Annotated in this window: 16 protein-coding genes; 6 read left to right on the forward strand and 10 right to left on the reverse strand. The window is 68.6% G+C overall.

The window, feature by feature from the left end:
- Position 1 precedes the first annotated feature (1 nt).
- Positions 2–847, forward strand: coding sequence for a 23S rRNA (adenine(2030)-N(6))-methyltransferase RlmJ (gene rlmJ, locus K2Y56_RS20175; protein WP_292511756.1), 846 nt, complete (start codon positions 2–4; stop codon positions 845–847).
- Here the strand turns inward: rlmJ and K2Y56_RS20180 are convergent.
- The 6 genes from K2Y56_RS20180 to leuS form a co-directional block, all read right to left on the reverse strand.
- On the reverse strand, positions 805–978 hold the full coding sequence (locus K2Y56_RS20180) for a hypothetical protein (protein ID WP_292511758.1): 174 nt from the start codon (positions 976–978) through the stop codon (positions 805–807). The two genes, rlmJ and K2Y56_RS20180, sit on opposite strands and share 43 nt — an antisense overlap.
- Positions 975–1205 (reverse strand): hypothetical protein, encoded by a 231-nt coding sequence (locus K2Y56_RS20185; RefSeq protein ID WP_292511760.1) that lies wholly within the window; start codon positions 1203–1205, stop codon positions 975–977. Before K2Y56_RS20185 ends, K2Y56_RS20180 begins: the two co-directional genes overlap by 4 nt.
- Complete coding sequence (gene chrA, locus K2Y56_RS20190; protein WP_292512092.1) at positions 1202–2416, reverse strand: chromate efflux transporter; 1215 nt, start codon at positions 2414–2416, stop codon at positions 1202–1204. The genes K2Y56_RS20185 and chrA overlap by 4 nt, the downstream gene beginning before the upstream one ends.
- Positions 2417–2833: 417 nt before the next feature.
- On the reverse strand, positions 2834–3862 hold the full coding sequence (gene holA, locus K2Y56_RS20195) for a DNA polymerase III subunit delta (protein WP_292511762.1): 1029 nt from the start codon (positions 3860–3862) through the stop codon (positions 2834–2836).
- A gap of 22 nt (positions 3863–3884) precedes the next feature.
- Positions 3885–4421: an LPS assembly lipoprotein LptE gene (lptE, locus tag K2Y56_RS20200; RefSeq protein ID WP_292511764.1), complete on the reverse strand. Its 537-nt coding sequence runs from the start codon at positions 4419–4421 to the stop codon at positions 3885–3887.
- 388 nt (positions 4422–4809) lie between these two features.
- The gene (gene leuS / locus K2Y56_RS20205) at positions 4810–7434 is read right to left on the reverse strand and encodes a leucine--tRNA ligase (RefSeq protein ID WP_292511766.1); all 2625 of its coding nucleotides are present in this window, start codon (positions 7432–7434) and stop codon (positions 4810–4812) included.
- A 172-nt stretch (positions 7435–7606) separates the two neighbouring features.
- On the opposite strand from leuS, the gene K2Y56_RS20210 reads away from it, so the two are divergent.
- Together K2Y56_RS20210 and K2Y56_RS20215 are read left to right on the forward strand one after the other, a co-directional pair.
- Entirely contained in the window at positions 7607–8296 is a 690-nt protein-coding gene (locus K2Y56_RS20210) for a YggS family pyridoxal phosphate-dependent enzyme (protein ID WP_292511768.1), read from the forward strand.
- Positions 8297–8762: 466 nt separating this feature from the next.
- Positions 8763–9839: an HD domain-containing phosphohydrolase gene (locus K2Y56_RS20215; RefSeq protein WP_292511770.1), complete on the forward strand. Its 1077-nt coding sequence runs from the start codon at positions 8763–8765 to the stop codon at positions 9837–9839.
- Between the two features lie 34 nt (positions 9840–9873).
- Here the strand turns inward: K2Y56_RS20215 and K2Y56_RS20220 are convergent, their stop codons facing one another.
- A complete protein-coding gene (locus K2Y56_RS20220; protein WP_292511772.1) occupies positions 9874–12759 on the reverse strand; it encodes a phosphoenolpyruvate carboxylase in 2886 nt (961 codons plus the stop codon).
- A gap of 325 nt (positions 12760–13084) precedes the next feature.
- On the opposite strand from K2Y56_RS20220, the gene K2Y56_RS20225 reads away from it, so the two are divergent.
- From K2Y56_RS20225 to K2Y56_RS20235, 3 genes are read left to right on the forward strand one after another with little or no spacing between them, the layout of a single operon-like run.
- Positions 13085–13339: a hypothetical protein gene (locus tag K2Y56_RS20225; protein WP_292511774.1), complete on the forward strand. Its 255-nt coding sequence runs from the start codon at positions 13085–13087 to the stop codon at positions 13337–13339.
- Complete coding sequence (locus K2Y56_RS20230) at positions 13336–14073, forward strand: hypothetical protein (protein ID WP_292511776.1); 738 nt, start codon at positions 13336–13338, stop codon at positions 14071–14073. Before K2Y56_RS20225 ends, K2Y56_RS20230 begins: the two co-directional genes overlap by 4 nt.
- On the forward strand, positions 14070–14516 hold the full coding sequence (locus K2Y56_RS20235; protein ID WP_292511778.1) for a cupin domain-containing protein: 447 nt from the start codon (positions 14070–14072) through the stop codon (positions 14514–14516). The genes K2Y56_RS20230 and K2Y56_RS20235 overlap by 4 nt, the downstream gene beginning before the upstream one ends.
- Here the strand turns inward: K2Y56_RS20235 and K2Y56_RS20240 are convergent.
- From K2Y56_RS20240 to K2Y56_RS20250, 3 genes are all read right to left on the reverse strand, one after another.
- Positions 14458–15375 (reverse strand): EamA family transporter, encoded by a 918-nt coding sequence (locus tag K2Y56_RS20240; protein ID WP_292511780.1) that lies wholly within the window; start codon positions 15373–15375, stop codon positions 14458–14460. The two genes, K2Y56_RS20235 and K2Y56_RS20240, sit on opposite strands and share 59 nt — an antisense overlap.
- A 179-nt stretch (positions 15376–15554) precedes the next feature.
- Positions 15555–16283, reverse strand: coding sequence for an acetoacetyl-CoA reductase (gene phbB / locus K2Y56_RS20245; RefSeq protein ID WP_292511782.1), 729 nt, complete (start codon positions 16281–16283; stop codon positions 15555–15557).
- A gap of 140 nt (positions 16284–16423) precedes the next feature.
- Positions 16424–17602, reverse strand: a complete 1179-nt coding sequence (locus tag K2Y56_RS20250; RefSeq protein ID WP_292511784.1) for an acetyl-CoA C-acetyltransferase — start codon at positions 17600–17602, stop codon at positions 16424–16426.
- Positions 17603–17808 lie beyond the last annotated feature (206 nt).

Genomic DNA, 17808 nt, shown 5'->3' on the forward strand with positions numbered 1-17808 from the left:
CGTGAATTACCGCCACGCCTTCCATGCTGGCAATTTCGCCGACGTCCTCAAGCACTTCGTGCTGACGCGGGTGCTGGTCCATCTCCAGCAGAAGCCCACCGCCTTCCGGGCGATCGACACCCATGCGGGCCTCGGGTTCTACGACCTTATGGGCGACGAGGCCGGGCGCACCGGCGAGTGGCACGAAGGCTGGGGCCGCCTGGAAGACGCGTTCGCGGACGAGATCGAGGCTCTGCTCGACCCCTATCGCGCGGCCGTCGCATCCGTCAGGGCGCGCCATGGCGAGACGATCTATCCGGGTTCGCCCGCCATCATCCGCGAGTTCCTGCGGCCGGGCGACCAGGGCGTCTTCGTCGAACTCCATCCGGACGACGCCGAGACGCTGCGGGCGCGCTACAACCAGGATGCCCGCACCAAGGTGATGCATCTCGACGGCTGGACCGCCCTCAACGCGCTGATCCCGCCCCCGGAGCGCCGCGGCCTGGTGCTGATCGACCCGCCCTACGAGGAGGCCGGCGAGATCGACCGGCTCGGAGCCTCACTCGCAAAGGCGGTCGCGAAATGGCCGACGGGCATCTATCTCGCCTGGTACCCGATCAAGGATGTGGCCGCCATCGACCGCATGGTGGCCGAGTTGCACCGGGCGCTGGACCGGCCGGCCCTGCGCCTCGACCTGATGGTCTCCGAGCCCGATCCGACCCGGCTCAACGGCAACGGCCTCATCGTCGTGAACCCGCCCTGGAAGCTCGCCGAGGAGGCGGGCCTGTTCCTCCCGGCACTCGCCGAGCGGCTGGCGCGGCGCGATTACGGTGCGTTCCGGTGCGTGCCCTTCGGGGCCGAAGGGTGAGCTGAGCCCTTGATCTCGGGCGCGGGCATCGATCGGCGAAGGCTGCGCTCGTGCCAGCGCACGGCGAGATAGGCCGTGCCGAGGGCCAGCACGGGAATGCCGAACAGGACGTAGGCTTCGAGGAAGGTCATGGCTTCAGTCCCCGCAAAACGCGGCGTGCCAACAGATGTAGTGCCGTTCCGACGAACAGCCAAATGACGGAGAAGGCGACGGTCCAGATGCTGATCGGCGGCGAGTTCGGGACCTGGAAGCTCAGGGCGACGACCGGCGTCACGAAGCCCGCGATGACGAACCCGCTGCTGGCGCGGTCGAGGTTGGCGGCCAGGAGCTTGGTCTGCTCGTTCTCGATCTGGCTCATCCGAGCATCGCTCCAACCAAAGCCCCCCCGATCACCACCGACCAAGGCGGCAGTTGCCACACCGCCAGGGCGAGGTAGGCCGACGCCGCGAGCCCGGCATCGGCGGGGCCCCGGATGCCGCTGGTCCAGACCGGGTCGTAGAGGGCGGCGAGCAGGAGCCCGACCACGGCGGCATTGACGCCGGAGAGCATGCGCCGCGCCCGGACGCCGCGGCGCAGAACCTCCCAGAACGGCAGTGCCCCGAACACGAGGAGGATCGCCGGCAGGAAGATGAAGCCGAGGCAGAGGAGGGCTCCCCGCCATCCGTTCGGCTCCGGCCCCATCGCGGCCCCGAGATAGGCCGCGAAGGTGAAGAGCGGCCCCGGCACGGCCTGGGCGGCGCCGTAGCCGGCGAGGAAGGTATCCGCGCTCATCCAGCCCTTCGGCACGATCGCGGCCTGGAGCAGCGGCAGCACCACGTGGCCGCCGCCGAAGACGAGGGCGCCGGCCCGGTAGAACGCGTCGGCGAGCTGCAGCGATTGCGTCGGAAAGGCCGTCGCCAGCAGCGGCAGGGCGACGAGGAGGACGCCGTAGAGGGCGAGAGCCGCGGCCCCGAGGCGGCGGCTGAGCCTCGTCCTCCGCCCGCCGGTCTGAGCAGGAGCCGTGTCGCCCGGCAGGAACAGCCCGATCACCGCTCCCAGGAGGATCGTGCTGACCTGGCCGATCGATCCAGGGAACGCCAGGGCGACGAGGGCGGCGGCCACGAGCAGCGTCGCCCGCGCCCCGTCCGGTGCGAGATTCCGGGCCATGCCGAACACCGCCTGCGCCACGACCGCCACGGTCACGGCCTTCAGCCCATGGAGCCAGCCGCCACCGAGGCCACCCGCCATCGTCAGCCCGTACGCGAAGGCCATGAGGATGAGCACCGAGGGCAGCGTGAAGGCGGTGAAGGCCGCGAGCGCGCCGAGCGGTCCTGCCCGCATCAGGCCGAGGCCGAGGCCGACCTGGCTCGAGGCCGGGCCCGGCAGGAACTGGCACAGGGCGACGAGGTCGGCATAGGCGGCCTCGTCGAGCCAGCGCCGCCGCGCCACGAACTCGGTGCGGAAATAGCCGATATGCGCCACCGGGCCGCCGAAGGCGGTGAGCCCGAGCTTGAGGAAGGCGGAAAAGACCTCGCCGACGCTTCCCGCGGGTGCCTCGGTCTGCGGCAGGTCGGATGGCGCTGGGGCCATTGGGTGCGGGCGGGAAGCGGGAGCGACCATGTGTGAAGTTTCCGGCAGATGCCGGCCCCTACCACGCCGACGGATGTGCGTCGCGGTCAGGGACACACGCCTCTCGTCCCCCTCGCGGGGAGGAGCAGGGAGGTGGGGGTGGCTGGGTGACCCTGGGCTCGTTCAGGCGGAACCAGCCCACCCCTAACCCCTCCCCACAAGGGGGAGGGGAGTGCAGATCTCGTTTACCCTGCCGGGAAACGCGCCCTTCACCTGGAACGGATATCGATCATGACACTTGACCGTTCGAAGTGCTCGTCCTTCCCAAGGTTCGCACTTTGACGCGGCCGTCGGATCCGTCTCAACAGCGTTCGATCCTGCCGGCCGGTACTGGCCCCGCGACCCGATCGTTTCGGTCCCGTCGCGGGGCTTTTTTGTTCAGCGGCGCCTCGCCGCTTCCCCGGCGATCCTCAGCAGCGCGGACGAGGCCTGCGCATGCGCCAATTCCGGGTCGGAGCGGCGGCAGGCGAGGATCGCCTCCTGCAGGAGGCTAAGGGCATGGCGCAGGGCGGCCGGCGACCAGCGGGTGAGCTGCGTCTCGACGACGGCCTTGCGCCGGAAATGCAGGCCGCGCCAGTTCGCCACCATGGCGCTCGCGCTCTGGCCCTCGCCGGCGAGCCGCGTCGCCAGAAGGGTGAGGGCATGGCGCAGGGCGCTCCCCAGCATCACCGATGGGTCCATGCCCTCGTGGCGGAAGCGGCGGTAATCGCGCTCGACCTCGTCGCTGCGCCCGGCGAAGGCCGCGTCGATCAGCGTGTTGAGGACGCTGCCAGCGACATCGCTGACCACCGCCTCGACGTCGTCGAGGCTCACCTCGCTCCGGCCGTTGGCGTAGAGGGCGAGCTTCTCGAGTTCCGACAGGCTGGCGCGGCGGTCGCCGCCGAGGCTCGAGGCCAGGACGTCGCGGGCCTCGCGGGCGATGCGCAGGCCGCTCTCCTGCAGGGTGCGGTCGATGAGTTCGGCGAGCGCCCGGTCGTCGTCCGGGTAGCAGGGCAGCGCCAAAGCCTTGGGCGAGCGCTCGCACAGTGTCCGCAGCGGCGCGGATTTCCCGAGATCCCCGGCCTCCACCACGATCCGGGTGTCGACAAGGGTCGCAGCCAGCACCGCCTCGACAGCGGGAGCGTAATTGCGGTTGCCCGGGCGCACCCATATCGTCCGCGAACCACCGAACAGCCCGACAGTCCCCGCCTCGTCGACGAGCCGCCCGGCATCCTGGGCGAGGGCGTCGCCGTCGATCTTCACCAGGGCGAAGGGGTCGTTCGGGTCGGGCACGAAGGCTTCGGCCAGGCGCTTGGCCCGGTCGAAGACGAGGCCGGTATCGGGACCGTAGAGCAGGATGACGCCGATCCGCGGGTCCGGCCCGCGCCGGATCAGCCCTTCGACCTCGTGAGCCTTGACGAGCGTCATCGTCTTGCCCCGGCCGAGCGGCTCAGGGCTTCGTCACCAGAACGGAGGCGAGGCGGGTCTTGATCTGCTCGGCGAGCACCTTGGCGAGGCGGATCTCGGCGTCGCGGGCGGCGCGAAGCGAGGCGAAGCGCTGGATCGAACGGTCGTAGGTCGCCGTGGAGGTGGCGACGCCCTCGGTGATGATCTTGGTGCCGTCGAGGTTCTCCAGGGAGTACTTCACCGTGCCGATGATCGTGCCGGCCTCGGCGCGGCCCGTGGTCGAGGAGACGATCGGCGTCTGCACCGCCTCGCTGCCCTGCATCTTCAGGCGGTAGCGCTTGGGGGATGGCGCGCCCGAGCCGTCGAGGTCGAAGATCAGCTCGCTGCGCAGGTAATGGCCGATGCGCTCCTGCCCCTGCGCCATGCTGACATCGTCGACCTGGATCGAGGCGAGCAGCGCGACCATCGATTCGCCGGAGGCCGTCGGCCCGTAGAGCGGGCGGAAACAAGCCGAGAGGTTGAGGGAGAGGGCGCCGACAAGGGCGAGCCGCACCGCCATCCGCTTCGTCACACGCATCATGCCCGTCATCGTCCCGGCTCAGACCCCGCGGCGCCGTCTTACGGCGATCACCGGTCCTTCGTCACCCGTATAAGGCTCAAGCTTTACGATTCCAGTACGGCGGGATGGGGGCGGGCCCTGAACTCGGTTCACGGAGGAGAAGACCATGGTGCAATCGGCCGGGGCTGACGACACCAATCCCGTCATTCCGGGGCTGCCCCCGGATCTAGCCTTCGGCCAGTCCAAGGATGAACTCCGCAGAGCCCGGAATCCATAACCGCCGCGTATGCTTAAGTCGGCTCCGTCGGCGGCTATGGATTCCGGGTGCGCCTGCGGCGCCCAGGAATGACGTCGGAATGCCGACGGGCGAATCGAGTTGCATGTGTCCCGATCAGGATCCCCAGGAGCCTCACGCCACCAGGTTCACGATCCGCCCCGGCACAACGATGACCTTGCGCGGCGTCCGGCCCTCTAGAGCCTTCTGCACCGCCTCGGAGGCGAGGGTCAGGGCTTCGACCTCCTTCGGGTCGGCGCCAGCCGGGACCGTGACGTCAGCCCGCTTCTTGCCGTTGATCTGGACCGGCAGGGTGATCTCATCCTCGACCAGCAGCGAGCTTTCCACCACCGGCCAGGGCGCATGGGCGGCAAGGCCGCCACGACGAAGCGCCGACCAGCATTCCTCGGCGAGATGCGGCATCATCGGGGCGATGAGCTGCACCAGGATGCCGGCGGCCTCGTCGGCGACGGCGCGGGAGAGTCCGCCCTTGAGCGCCTCTTCGAGGGCGTTGGCGAGGGTGTAGATATGGGCGACACAGCGATTGAAGCGCAGGCGCTCGACATCCTCCTCCACCGCCGCCAGCGCCTTGTGGGCGGCCTTGCGCAGGGCCGCGTCGGCGGCACCGGCTGGCCCGTCGATGGCGGCGGCTTTTTCATCGATGGCGGCGGCCTGGGAGACGAGGCGCCAGACCCGCTGGACGAAGCGGCCGGCACCCTGGACGCCGTCCTCGGTCCAGATCACGTCGCGCTCAGGCGGCGAGTCGGAGAGCATGAACCAGCGGGCGGTGTCGGCGCCGTAGCTCGCGATGATGTCGTCGGGGTCGACCACGTTCTTCTTCGACTTCGACATCTTCTCGATGGCGCCGATGGCGATCGGCGCGTTTGTTTTCACGTGAACCGCCCGGCGCTCGCCCTCCGCCGTCTCGAACCGGATCTCGTTCGGCGGCACCCATGCGCCGGCCTCGTCCCGGTAGGTCTCGTGGACGACCATGCCTTGCGTGAACAATCCGTCGAAGGGCTCCGACACGTCGGACCAGCCGGTCGCCTTCATCGCCCGCATGAAGAAGCGGGCGTAGAGCAGGTGCAGGATCGCGTGCTCGATGCCGCCGATATACTGGTCCACCGGCAGCCAGCGTTTCACCGTGTCCGGGTCGGTCGGCGCGTCGGTGAGCCACGGCGCGGTGAAGCGGGCGTAGTACCAGGACGAATCGACGAAGGTGTCCATGGTGTCGGTCTCGCGCCGAGCCGCCGCGCCGCAGGACGGACAGGGGACGTTGCGCCAAGTGTGGTCGCGCTCGAGCGGGTTGCCGGGCGTGTCGAACGAGACCTCTTCGGGCAGGGTCACCGGCAGGTCGGCGACCGGCACCGGCACGGGGCCGCAGGTCTCGCAGTGGATGATCGGGATCGGGCAGCCCCAGTAGCGCTGGCGCGAGACGCCCCAGTCGCGAAGCCGGAACTGGACTTTTCGCGATCCCACCGGGGCATTGCCGAGCGTCTCGGCTTCGAGGCGGTCGGCCACGGCTTTGAACGCGTCGTCGGTGCTCATGCCGTCGAGGAAGCGCGAATTGATCATCCGGCCCTCGCCGTCATAGGCGGTGTCGGTGATGACGAAGCTGTCCGGGTCCTGCCCTTCCGGGCAGACCACGGGCGTGTTGCCCAGGCCGTACTTGTTCGAGAAGTCGAGATCGCGCTGGTCGTGGGCCGGGCAGCCGAAGACGGCGCCGGTGCCGTATTCCATCAGCACGAAATTCGCGACGTAGACCGGCAGCAGCCAGGACGGGTCGAGGGGGTGGCGGACCTTCAGCCCCGTGTCGAAGCCGAGCTTTTCCGCCGTATCGATCGCGGCTTGCGCGGTGCCGGTGCGGCGGCACTCGACGATGAAATCCTGCAAGGCGGGATTGGCGGCTGCCGCGTCCGCCGCGATCGGGTGATCGGCGGCGACGGCCAGGAACTTGGCGCCGAACAGCGTGTCGGGCCGCGTCGTGTAGACCTTGATCTCGCCGTCACGGCCGTCGAGCGCGAACCGGACCTCCAACCCTTCCGAGCGGCCGATCCAGTTCTTCTGCATGACGCGGACCTTCTCGGGCCAGCGCTCCAGCCCGTCGAGGGCGTCGTAGAGGTCCTGGGCGAAGTCGGTGATCTTGAAGAACCACTGGGTCAGCTCGCGCTGCTCGACGAGCGCGCCCGAGCGCCAGCCGCGCCCGTCGATGACCTGCTCGTTGGCCAGCACGGTGTTGTCGACCGGGTCCCAGTTCACCTTGGCGGTGCGGCGGGTGACGAGGCCCTTGTCCAGGAAGTCCAGGAACATTCGCTGCTGGTGCTTGTAGTAGTCGGGGTCGCAGGTCGCGATCTCCCGGCTCCAGTCGAGCGACAGGCCCATGGCCTGGAGCTGGGCGCGCATCGAGGCGATGTTGGCGTAGGTCCAGTCGCGCGGGTTGACATTGCGCTCCATGGCGGCGTTCTCGGCCGGCAGGCCGAAGGCGTCCCAGCCCATCGGATGCAGCACGTTGAAGCCGCGGGCGCGCTTGTAGCGGGCCACCACGTCGCCCATCGCGTAGTTGCGCACGTGCCCCATATGGATGCGCCCCGACGGGTAGGGGAACATCTCGAGCACGTAATAGGTCGGGCGCGGGTCGTCGTTCCCGGTGCGGTCGATTCCGGCCTGAGCCCAGGCCGCCTGCCAGCGCGGCTCGGCCTCCTTGGCATTGTAGCGCTCGATCGGGGCGGAGCGGTGGGAGGAGGTCGGGTGAGCGGTCATCGAGACTCGGGCGCCAAGGCGTTGGAAGGGCTTGATCGAAACAGCGGGATGTCGCGCCGGACTAGCACGGGGGGCCGACGGGTCAACACGCCCGCGACGGCGGGCATGCTTGCAGGCTTCGCGCCGGGTGCTACTGCCGCACCACGCTGCCACCACCCTCCGCGAGAGCACCATGGCCGAGACCGAATTCCATGCCGTCGCCCAAGGCCTTGTCACGGTGCGCGCCGGCATCCGCCGCGCCGCCGAGGATTTCGGGCGCGACCCGGCTTCGATCCACCTCGTCGCCGTCTCGAAGACCGTTGCGGCCGAGGGCATCCTGCCGGCCCTGGAGGCCGGGCAGCGGGTCTTCGGCGAGAACTACGTCCAGGAATCCAAGGCCAAGTGGCCGGGCCTGCGCGAGCGCTTCCCTGACGTGGAGCTCCACCTCGTCGGGCCGCTGCAATCGAACAAGGCGCGCGAGGCGGTGGAACTGTTCGATGTCATCCATGGGCTCGACCGGCCTTCCCTCGCCGCAGCCCTCGCCAAGGAGATCGGCCGCGTCGGGCGAGCCCCGAAGCTCCTCGTCCAGGTGAATACCGGCGACGAGCCGCAGAAGGCCGGCGTCTCGCCCGCGGACATCGACGCCTTTCTGGAGACCTGCCGCGACGGCCATGGCCTGACGATCTCGGGGCTCATGTGCATCCCGCCGGCCGAGGACCCGCCCTCGGCCCATTTCGGCCTCCTCGCCTCGATCGCCGAGCGCCACGGGCTGCCGACCCTCTCAATGGGCATGAGCGCCGACTACGAAGCGGCAATTCAGATGGGCGCGACGCATGTACGGGTCGGGACAGCAATCTTCGGATCCCGTAGCCGTCAGACCTAAGACGAAAGGTCGTATTGACAGTAAAACACCATAATTGATTTCGTAGGTATGATGACTTTGATCTTTGAATAAATCTGCGATCGCGTTCAATTTTCGTCAGGGCAAAACAGGATCGCTTAACAGATCCCCGGCAGTATCCGCGAGGAGAGCAGGCGCCACTGCGACCCGCGAGATACGTAAAAGAAGCTGGACGTGGCCTACGAGACCACCATTCGACGCCCTGAAACGGCCGCTGCCGTTGACCGACACCGTTACAGAACCGACGGAGCGGCGACGCGATCGCGCTCGTTGCGCTCCGCGACGGCATCGCGAGGCCGATCCCGGATCAAGACCGCTCGGCTGCTGTAGGGACCCCTGCGCAATCTCGGTCGGTCCCGAGCTTCTTCATCGCCATGGACGTGCGGCTTTCCGATGCTGCGCAGTGCCGGAAGGGCCAGCGAGCCCGATGGACACCTCAGAGATCATCATGACATCGCTGCTTCTCCTGACCGACATGCCGGTCCGCGGTGAACGTCTCGCCAAGAGTCTGAACCTGATCCGACACACTGTCGTGGCCGACGTACTCGACCCCGACACCTGCGAACGGACGCGGGATCTCGACGGCATCGGCGTCATCATCAGCGACGTCTCCTTCTCGCAATCATCGACCGTCGCCGCCCTGCGGTCATACATCGACCGCGTCCGCCGAACTCGGGCCAACGCCGAAAAGGTCCCCTATCTCTGTCTGCTGCACGATGACACGTCGCGCGGAAACGCGACGGCGCAGGCGTTGGGTGCCATGTGCGTTCTGCGCGCGGACCAAGCCGGCTACAGCCTCGTCAATGCCCTTGGCTCCATGCTCAAATCGGATCCGGCGGGGTCCGCTTCGATCGCCGCCGATGTCGCCTCGGCGGATGCCGCACTGACCCGGATCTTCGAGATCGGCCGCAGCGGTGGCGTCATCGCTCCAGAGCTGATCGAATCGGGCGCCGAGTTCATCAAGACGGCGCTGAGCAAGGCCGACGTGCAGACCTGGCTCGAAGTCGTCTGGCGGTTCGATGACATCACGCACCAGCACTGCCTCCTCGTGGCAGGTCTGGCGGCTGGTTTCGCCAAGGAGCTGGGCTTCAACGGTGCCGACTGCAAACGCCTGACGAAGGCTGCGCTGCTGCACGACATCGGCAAATCCAGGATTCCCGTCGCCGTCCTCAACAAGGTGGGACGCCTTGATGAGGACGAACAACGGATCATCAGGACCCATCCTGCCGTGGGCTACGACATGCTGGTGGAACACGGCTATTCGGCCGAGCTGCTCGCGGTGGTGCGCTCCCATCACGAATATCTTGACGGCACCGGATATCCTGATCGCCTGAGCGGGCGCGACATTCCCGACCTCGTGCGGTTGGCGACCATCTGCGACATCTATGCCGCCCTCATCGAACGACGCCCCTACAAGGAGCCGATGGGCGCCGGGCAAGCCTACACCATCCTGACGAACATGCAGGGCAAGCTCGATCCCGTCCTGCTCGAGGCCTTTCGGACGATCGCCGTGAGCATCCGTTGACCTGAAAGACGGCCGCCTGATCGGGATTGGCGCCTCACCCGAATGCGCCCACCTCATGCTGGATCATGCCCGTCACTTCGCGCACCCGGGAGAAGTACCGGCCGATCGGTGCGAACAAGGTCGTGTGCTCGGCCTCGTAGGTGCCCACATCGCGCGGGCCGGCCGGCTCGCCGAAATTGAGGCCCAGCGTCGGGTCCGGTGTCACGGGGAAGATGTCTTCGAGGAGGGCGAGGCAGCCGTCGACGTCGAGGCGCAGGAAGCGTTCGATCAGGGCCTCGCGGGTGATGCCCGATTGCGGCCGGAAGCCGGGGACGTGGACGGCGAGGAACCAGATCCGGTGTATCAGCGCGAGGCGGATCGCGTGGAGCAGCGTCAGCCGTGCCGACATCTTGCCGAGATCGGGTGCGGCGCCGTGCAGGCTCAGCCAATCGCAGGTGAGGCGGCCGAACAGGCGCCGGAGGTTCGGCGCGAGGTCGAGGCGCTCGAGTGCCGTGGCGATGACGACGAGTTCGTCGCGTCTCGCGTCTCGGGTGGTCCGGCGCGCCCGCTCCAGCCACATCGCCGGGTCGAGGGTGTCGATATAGGCGCGCAGCACGTCGAGGTCACTGACGCTCGCCGCATGCTGGACCATCCGGAAGGCGCGCGAGAACCGCACCGAGTCGCGGCGCATGTCGCGGAAGAGGTCCGGCGCCCGGCCAGCGGCGCGGCCCATGCCGTGGAGCGAGTTCGCGAGGTAGCCGAGCTGCTGCAGGATCGCGTTGTTGGGTATCGCCCGCATCTGGCGCGGATGGGTGATCATGACCGGGCCGCCGCCGTCGGTCTGGCGCGCCACCGGGCGCGAGCCGGTCCGGTCGAGGAGGCTGGGGCCGAAGGTGCCAAGCAGGGCCGCGTAGCCGGTATCGTCGACGAGGGCCTCCATGTCCTGGCGCACCACCGTGAAGAACTCGGTGGCGAAATCGGACTCGGCGTAGATCGGGTCGTCGGTCTCGTCGGCGCCCTCGCTGGCATCGGTGAGGACGTAATCCGCGAAGGCGTCCTCGTCCGCGATGTCGAGGGCGAAGACGTGCTCGGCGATGCGCTCCACCGTGGCCTTGGCCAGCGGCAGGGTGCCGAACATGAGGTAGCCGTCCGAGCCCTGGAAGCTCGATTCGAGCCGCACCCTGATGCCCGACGCCCGGTTGCGGCGGCGCGCATCCTCGGGCGCCAGATAGGCGAGGCGGTCGCGCAAACTCGTCGGATGCGCGCCGCGGCCGATCGATTCACCGTGGGTGTCGAAGATGGCGAGCTCGATCCCGGCGAGATCGTTCTGCACCATCAGGTCGGTGATGCGAAGGCGCAGCCGCTCGATCCAGAAGCTCGCCGCGAGTTGGCCGACATAACGGCCGGAATCCGAGTAGCCGAACTGCACGGTGAGCCGGCCGATTCGCTTGAGGTATGCACGCCAATGCGGGTTGCGCAGGGCGTCGTCGAGGACGCGGATGCCCTGTTCGAGGGCGCTCGCGGTCTCGAAGAGCGGCGTGATCTCGACCTTGTCGGCGATGCCGTAATGCCGGGCGAGCCAGAGGGCGGCGAGCAGGGTGTAGCCGGTCTCGGTCTCGGCGATGAGGAAGCGCACCGGATGGGTGCCGTCGACGTGCTTGAGAATCTGCGTGATCGTCATCATCAGCCGCGCGGCCGAGGCCCGCTCGGCGGCGAGCGCGCCGAAATCCACCGCCACCGGCTGCACGTCGTTGAGGAGGGCGTGGATGGTGGCGAGGTGCGAGCGGCGCTGCGCCGCGTCGGTGGGCTCGCCTTCCAGGTCGATGACCCGGCGCACGGCGTTGTGGATCTGGCTGGCGTTGAGCCGGAAATGCGGCAGGGCGTTCGAGAGGCCGTGCGCGGCGATGCCCGAGCGCAGGACCGCGATGGTCCGGCGGTCCTCGTCGCTCTCGGCCGCCGTGATCGCGCCGGCCAGCCCTGCGAGGATCGGCCCGGAATCGGTCTGCGCCCGTTCGCGCTCGATGATGAGGGCGAGGGCGAAGCGATGCACGGCCTCCAGCGACGGCTTGGTGCCGAGGCGCGGCGCCACCGCCAGCTGGCGGTTGACCGCCGCGAGGGCCCCTTGCGTCAGCTCGCGCACCACTTTGGTGGCGGGCACGTCGGGCAGGTGGCGCATGACACGGTCGAGCTGCATCCGCTTCGATTCGATGCGGTAGCGCAAGGTGTCCCACCAGCCGATATCGGTGCGCCCGTCGGTGTCGCAGCCGACCCAGCTGGCGATGGCGAAGGGTTTCGGCACGAGCTCGGTCCAACGGTCGGGCCAGCGGGCGCGGGCGGCATCGAGCAGGGCGCGGTTGAAGGCGTCGAGGGCCTCGCGGCCGTGATTGGCCGCGATACAGGCTTGGTCGAATTCGTCGTCGAGGCTGATCTTCGGGTCGGGCCTGGTCGAGAGCGCGGCGGCCTCTTCGATCAGCGGCGCCCGCTGCACCACGTCTGGCTCGGAGGCGGCCCTGGCGATCAGGGCCGCCACGGCTTTCGGCATGCCGAAGGTCGGGTGGGCCGTGAACACCACGGCAAAGCCGGTGCGGCCGACAAGATCGCGGAACGCCTCGAAATCGGCAGGCCCCCTCGGGATCGCTGCGACGAGGCGCGCCGGCATCGCGGCATCGGGCTGAGGTGCGGCGAGGCCGACATAGCCGCGAAGGCGCACGGCGCGCTCGGCCAAAGCCTCGCCCCGGAGACGCGCGAACAGGGCGTCGAGATCGGCCTCCTCGATCTCTCCACGGTCGAGCCGGCGGGTGATCGCCAGGGTGACGGCCAGGACCGGATTGCGGAACGGATCGTCGCTCGATTGCTCCCGCGAAGTCTCGATGAGCCCGATCAGCTCGCGCTGCAGGGTCTCGGCATCGGCGGCGGGGGCGACGGGGCTGCGGTCGAGCATGCGCATCCTGAACCTTGGCGAACTTTGCGACGGAATCGTCGGAGGCGGGCCGTCGCGGGATGATGGACCAGCCGAGGCGACACCCGTATGGCGCCCGGCTGCTCCCCACCCGCATCGCGCCGGGCCGTGCCCCCCGCGACGCAAGGACCGTTCCGCCGAAGAAGGACCCGCCCGGTCCAACCGACCATGGGGCGAGGCGCCGGGAGGCGCAACATCGTAAGGCAGATGCAAGCCGGGCAAAGCCGCTTGAGGCTCCGCCTGAGCGTGATGGTGTCGGGAAACCGGATTCCACTTTCCCGCATCATGCTCTAACGCTGTCGCCTGCATGGAAACGGTTCTGATCCTGGCCGCGCTCGCGGCCCTCGCCGTCTCCGGCGTGGTGGTCTCGGTGATCGCGGCGCGATCCGGCCGTCCGCCCCTGCGCCTGCCGCACGAGCACGATCTCGCCGACGAGGACGAGATCGACGATTTCGAGCCGCGGCCCGCGAGCCCGATCGACCGCAGCGGGGCGGTGCTCGACCTCGATCCAATCGAGCCGCGAGGCCGGCTGGAGGCACCGCATTCCGGAGAGCGCCGATGATCCGCCGCACCATCATGGCCGTGGCGGCTCTGTGGCTCGCGGGGGGGCCAGTGCATGCCCAGGCACCGCTCGAAGAGCCGGCCGCCGCCGAGACGCCCGCGAAAGGGCCGGCGCCCAAGCGCAATGAGCCCAGAGCCGCGAAGGCTCCTCCAAAGGGCGGCACCAAGCCCAGGCCCTCGACGCCGATGGCGATCCAGCCCGACGTGCCCCCGCCGAACCTCACCGTGTTGTGCGAAGGCAAACCGGCCCGCTACGCAGCAGGGTCCGGCGCCGCAATCTGGGTGCTGCGCTCGGGCGCCGCTACGGTGGAGAACCCGCTGAGGCCCCTGACACCGGATGTGACTCGTGTTCTCGAAGTCATCGTCGGCGACCGCCGGGCCACCGCCTTCGGGCCGGATTTGTCGGGCTTGCGTCGCGGCGGCGTTCCCGCTGCCCTTGGGGCGACGCTCGGCGCTCAGATCCGTTGGGACGAAGCCTTGACCCTCCTGCCCGATACCCTGGTCATCGTGTCGGAGGCGGGGGAGACCCTGGCCCGAATCCCGTTCCGCGAGTGCAGCGAGGCGCCCGCAGTGAAGCCTGACCCAGTTAAGCCGGCGCCCAAGGCCGGGGCCAGGCCCGAGGCCAAGGCCGCACCAAAGCCACGCCGACCGGCGGCCTCGGCCGAACCGACGGCCCCCAAGGGCCTGAACATTCCGCAAGGGGCCATCTCCGCCCCGCCGGAGGGGCGTCCATGACCGGTTCCGAAACGCCGACCGCCGCTTCCATCATCGCCAGGCTCGGCCTCGCGCCGCATCCCGAGGGTGGGCATTATCGTGAGACCTTTCGCGATCCCCGCGAGGTCGAGGGGCGCTCCGTCGGCAGCGCCATCTACTACCTCCTCGATGTCGGCGAGACGTCGGCCTGGCACCGGGTCGACGCCGCCGAGATCTGGTTCTGGCATGCCGGCGCGCCGATAGTGATCACCCAGAGCGCCAACGGCCATGATGCCGAGGCCCGCCATCTCGGCCCGGACATCGCCCGCGGCCAGCATCCGCAGATCGTGGTCCCGGCAGGGCATTGGCAGACTGCCACCAGTCTCGGTGCCTGGACGCTGGTAAGCTGCACCGTCTCACCGGCCTTCACCTTCGAGGGCTTCGAGATGGCTCCGCCGGATTGGCGGCCGACGCCGCGGGGCTGAAGGCGGCGCGTGCCGCGACCACGGCGCCGGCGACGATGAGGAGGCAGGCGATGCCGAGGGCTGGCGTCGCCGCGGCAAAGCTCGTCGCCACCAGGATCAGGGTCGAGAGGACCGGCGCGGCGTAGGACGAGACGCCGAGGAGGCGAATGTCGCCCCGCTTCATCCCGACATCCCACAGGTAGAACGCCGCCCCCACAGGCCCGAGGCCGAGGGCGACGAGGGCGAGCCACTGCGCCGCATCGGCCGGCCAGACCGTCTCCTCGAAGGCGAGATGGCAAACGAGGCTGAGCGCCGCCGTGGCGAGGCAAAACCCGGCCACCGCATCGGTCGGCACCGCGCCGACCCGGCGAGACAGCACCGAGTAGCCTGCCCAGACGAAGGCGCAGGCGAAGGAGGCGGCGTAGCCCGGAAGGGCGCCGGCCGGGAATTGAAGGTCGCCCCGCCCCGCGAACAGGGCGACGACCCCGGACAAACCGAGGAGCGCACCGACGACATGGCCTTGGCGCAGGCCCGCATCGCCCGGCAGCCCGGCCGAGAGCAGGACGATGAGGAGCGGCCAGAGATAGTTCAGGAGCCCGGCTTCCGCAGGCGGCGCGAGGCGGAGCGCCGTGAAATACAGCGCGTGGTAGCCGAACAATCCGCCGATCCCGAGCGCCCAGACCGCCAAAGGCTGACGTAGGGCCTTCAGTCCGGAGGGCCGGACGATCCAGCTCGCGCAGCCAAGGCAGCCGCCGATCGCGAAGGTCATCGCAGCGAGCTGGAAAGGCGGGACATTGCCCGACGCCGCCGTCAGCAGGGCGAGCAGCGACCACAGCAGAATGGCGCCGGAGCCGATCAGGGTCGCGGTGGCGGAGGTCATCGGCGATGGATCACGGCGGCGGCCTGTCATTCCGGGGCTGCGCAGCAGAGCCCGGAATGACGCTAAGGTTCGATCTGCGATGTTGATGGCCGCTGCGGTTGCGCTTTGCGTCCCCGGCTTCGACGATCTGACGTCGAGATGCAACGCGGGGCGGCAAGCCCCCCCCCCGCGTCCGGTGATCAGGCGATGTACTGCGCGCCGTTGATCGTCAGGGTCGAGCCGGTGATGAAGCCCGAATCCTCGGCGGCGAGGTATTCTACCGCGCGGGCGATCTCCTCGGCCTCGCCGAGACGGCCGACCGGGATCGTCGAGATGATCTTGTTGCGGATGTCCTCCGCCACCGCCATCACCATGTCGGTGGCGATGTAGCCGGGCGCGATCACGTTGACGGTGATGCCCTTCGAAGCGCTTTCCTGGGCGAGCGCCTTGGCAAAACCGATCACGCCGGCCTTGGCGGCCGAGTAGTTGGTCTGGCCGGCCTGACCCTTCTGGCCGTTGATCGACGAGATCAGGATGATGCGTCCGAAATTACGGGCACGCATGCCCTCGATCACCGGACGGGTGCAGGTGAACATCGAGTCGAGGTTGGTCTTGATGACCGCCTGCCACTTGTCGAACGTCATCTTGTGAAAGGCGCCGTCGCGGGTGATGCCGGCATTGTTGACGAGGACGTCGATCGGGCCGACCTCGGCCTCGACTGCCTTGATCCCGGCCTCGCAGGCGGCGGCATCGCCGACGTCGAACTTGAAGACCGGGATGCCGGTCTCGGCCTTGAAGGCGTTGGCGGCCTCGTCGTTGCCGCCGTAATTGGCGGCGACCTTGTAGCCCTTGGCCTTGAGGCCGTTCGAGATCGCAGCGCCGATGCCGCGGGTTCCGCCCGTGACGAGGGCAACACGTTGCTGGGACATGGTTTCCTCCTGAATTTTTTTATGAATTTTTGCGTCGCGTTTCGAGGTCTGGCGTGGGTCTAGCCGCCTCGGCCACCCACGCCCACCGAGTTAAATTTCGAAGGGTCTCAAGATTTCTCGAAACCGAACGAGAATCGTCCTCACACCCGCTCGATGCACATGGCGACGCCCATTCCGCCGCCGATGCAGAGGGTGGCGAGACCCTTCTTCGCATCGCGGCGCTTGAGCTCGTGCAACAGGGTGACGAGGACGCGGGCGCCCGAGGCGCCGATCGGGTGGCCGATGGCGATGGCGCCGCCATTGACGTTCACCTTGTCGGTGTCCCAGCCCATGTCCTTGTTCACGGCGAGCGCCTGGGCGGCGAAGGCCTCGTTGGCCTCGATCAGGTCGAGGTCGGACGGCTTCCAGCCGGCCTTGTCGAGGGCCTTGCGGGAGGCCGGGATGGGACCCGTACCCATCACCTTAGGGTCGACGCCGGCGGTAGCCCAGGACACGATCTTGGCCAGCGGCGTGATCCCGCGCTTCTCGGCCTCGGAGGCCGACATCAGCACGATGGCGGCGGCGCCGTCATTGAGGCCCGAGGCGTTCGCGGCGGTCACGGTGCCGTCCTTCGAGAAGGCGGGCTTGAGCTTGGCCATGGCCTCCACGGTGGCGCCATCGCGGATGTACTCGTCGGTGTCGACGATGGTGTCGCCCTTCCGGCCCGGAACGGTGACGGGGACGATCTCCTCCTTGAAGCGGCCCTCGTTGCGGGCGGCCTCGGCCTTGTTCTGCGACGCGGTGGCGAACTTGTCCTGCTCCTCACGGGTGAGCTGGAAGGCCTGCGCCACGTTCTCGGCGGTGGTGCCCATGTGGTAGCCGTTGAAGGCGTCCCAGAGCCCGTCCTTGATCATGGTGTCGACGAGCTTGATCTCGCCCATCTTCTGGCCGCCGCGCAGGTACTGCGCATGGGGCGACAGCGACATCGATTCCTGGCCGCCGGCCACGATCACGGTGGCGTCGCCGTTGGCGATCTGCTGCATGCCGATGGCGACGGTCCGCAGGCCCGAACCGCAGACCTGGTTGACGCCCCAGGCGGTCGCCTTCTCGGGGATGCCGGCCTTGATGGCGGCCTGGCGGGCCGGGTTCTGCCCGGCGCCGGCGGTGAGGACCTGACCGAAGATCACCTCGTCGACGTCGTCGGGGGAGACGCCGGCGCGCTCGAGGGCGGCCTTGATCGCCACCGCGCCGAGCTCGTGCGCGGGTACGGCGTTGAAGGCGCCGCCGAAGGAGCCAACGGGCGTGCGTGCCGCGCCGACGATGACGATGTCTTCTGCCATGGTGTCCTGTCTCCTCGATACGAGCGGCCTGCCGATGACGCCGTCGAGGGCGTGCGCGCTTTGAGCCGTTGACCGGATGAAAGCCCTCGACTTCGTGAAGTCAAGCATGGCGCTCGGGTATACCAGTCGGTTACCCTCTCAAGCAGTGCCGGAATGTAGCGAGGGCTTAGCACTATTCTGCGGGGACGAGCTGCAGATTGCTGTTT

The organism is Methylobacterium sp. (genome assembly GCF_019745455.1).
GTDB lineage: Bacteria > Pseudomonadota > Alphaproteobacteria > Rhizobiales > Beijerinckiaceae > Methylobacterium.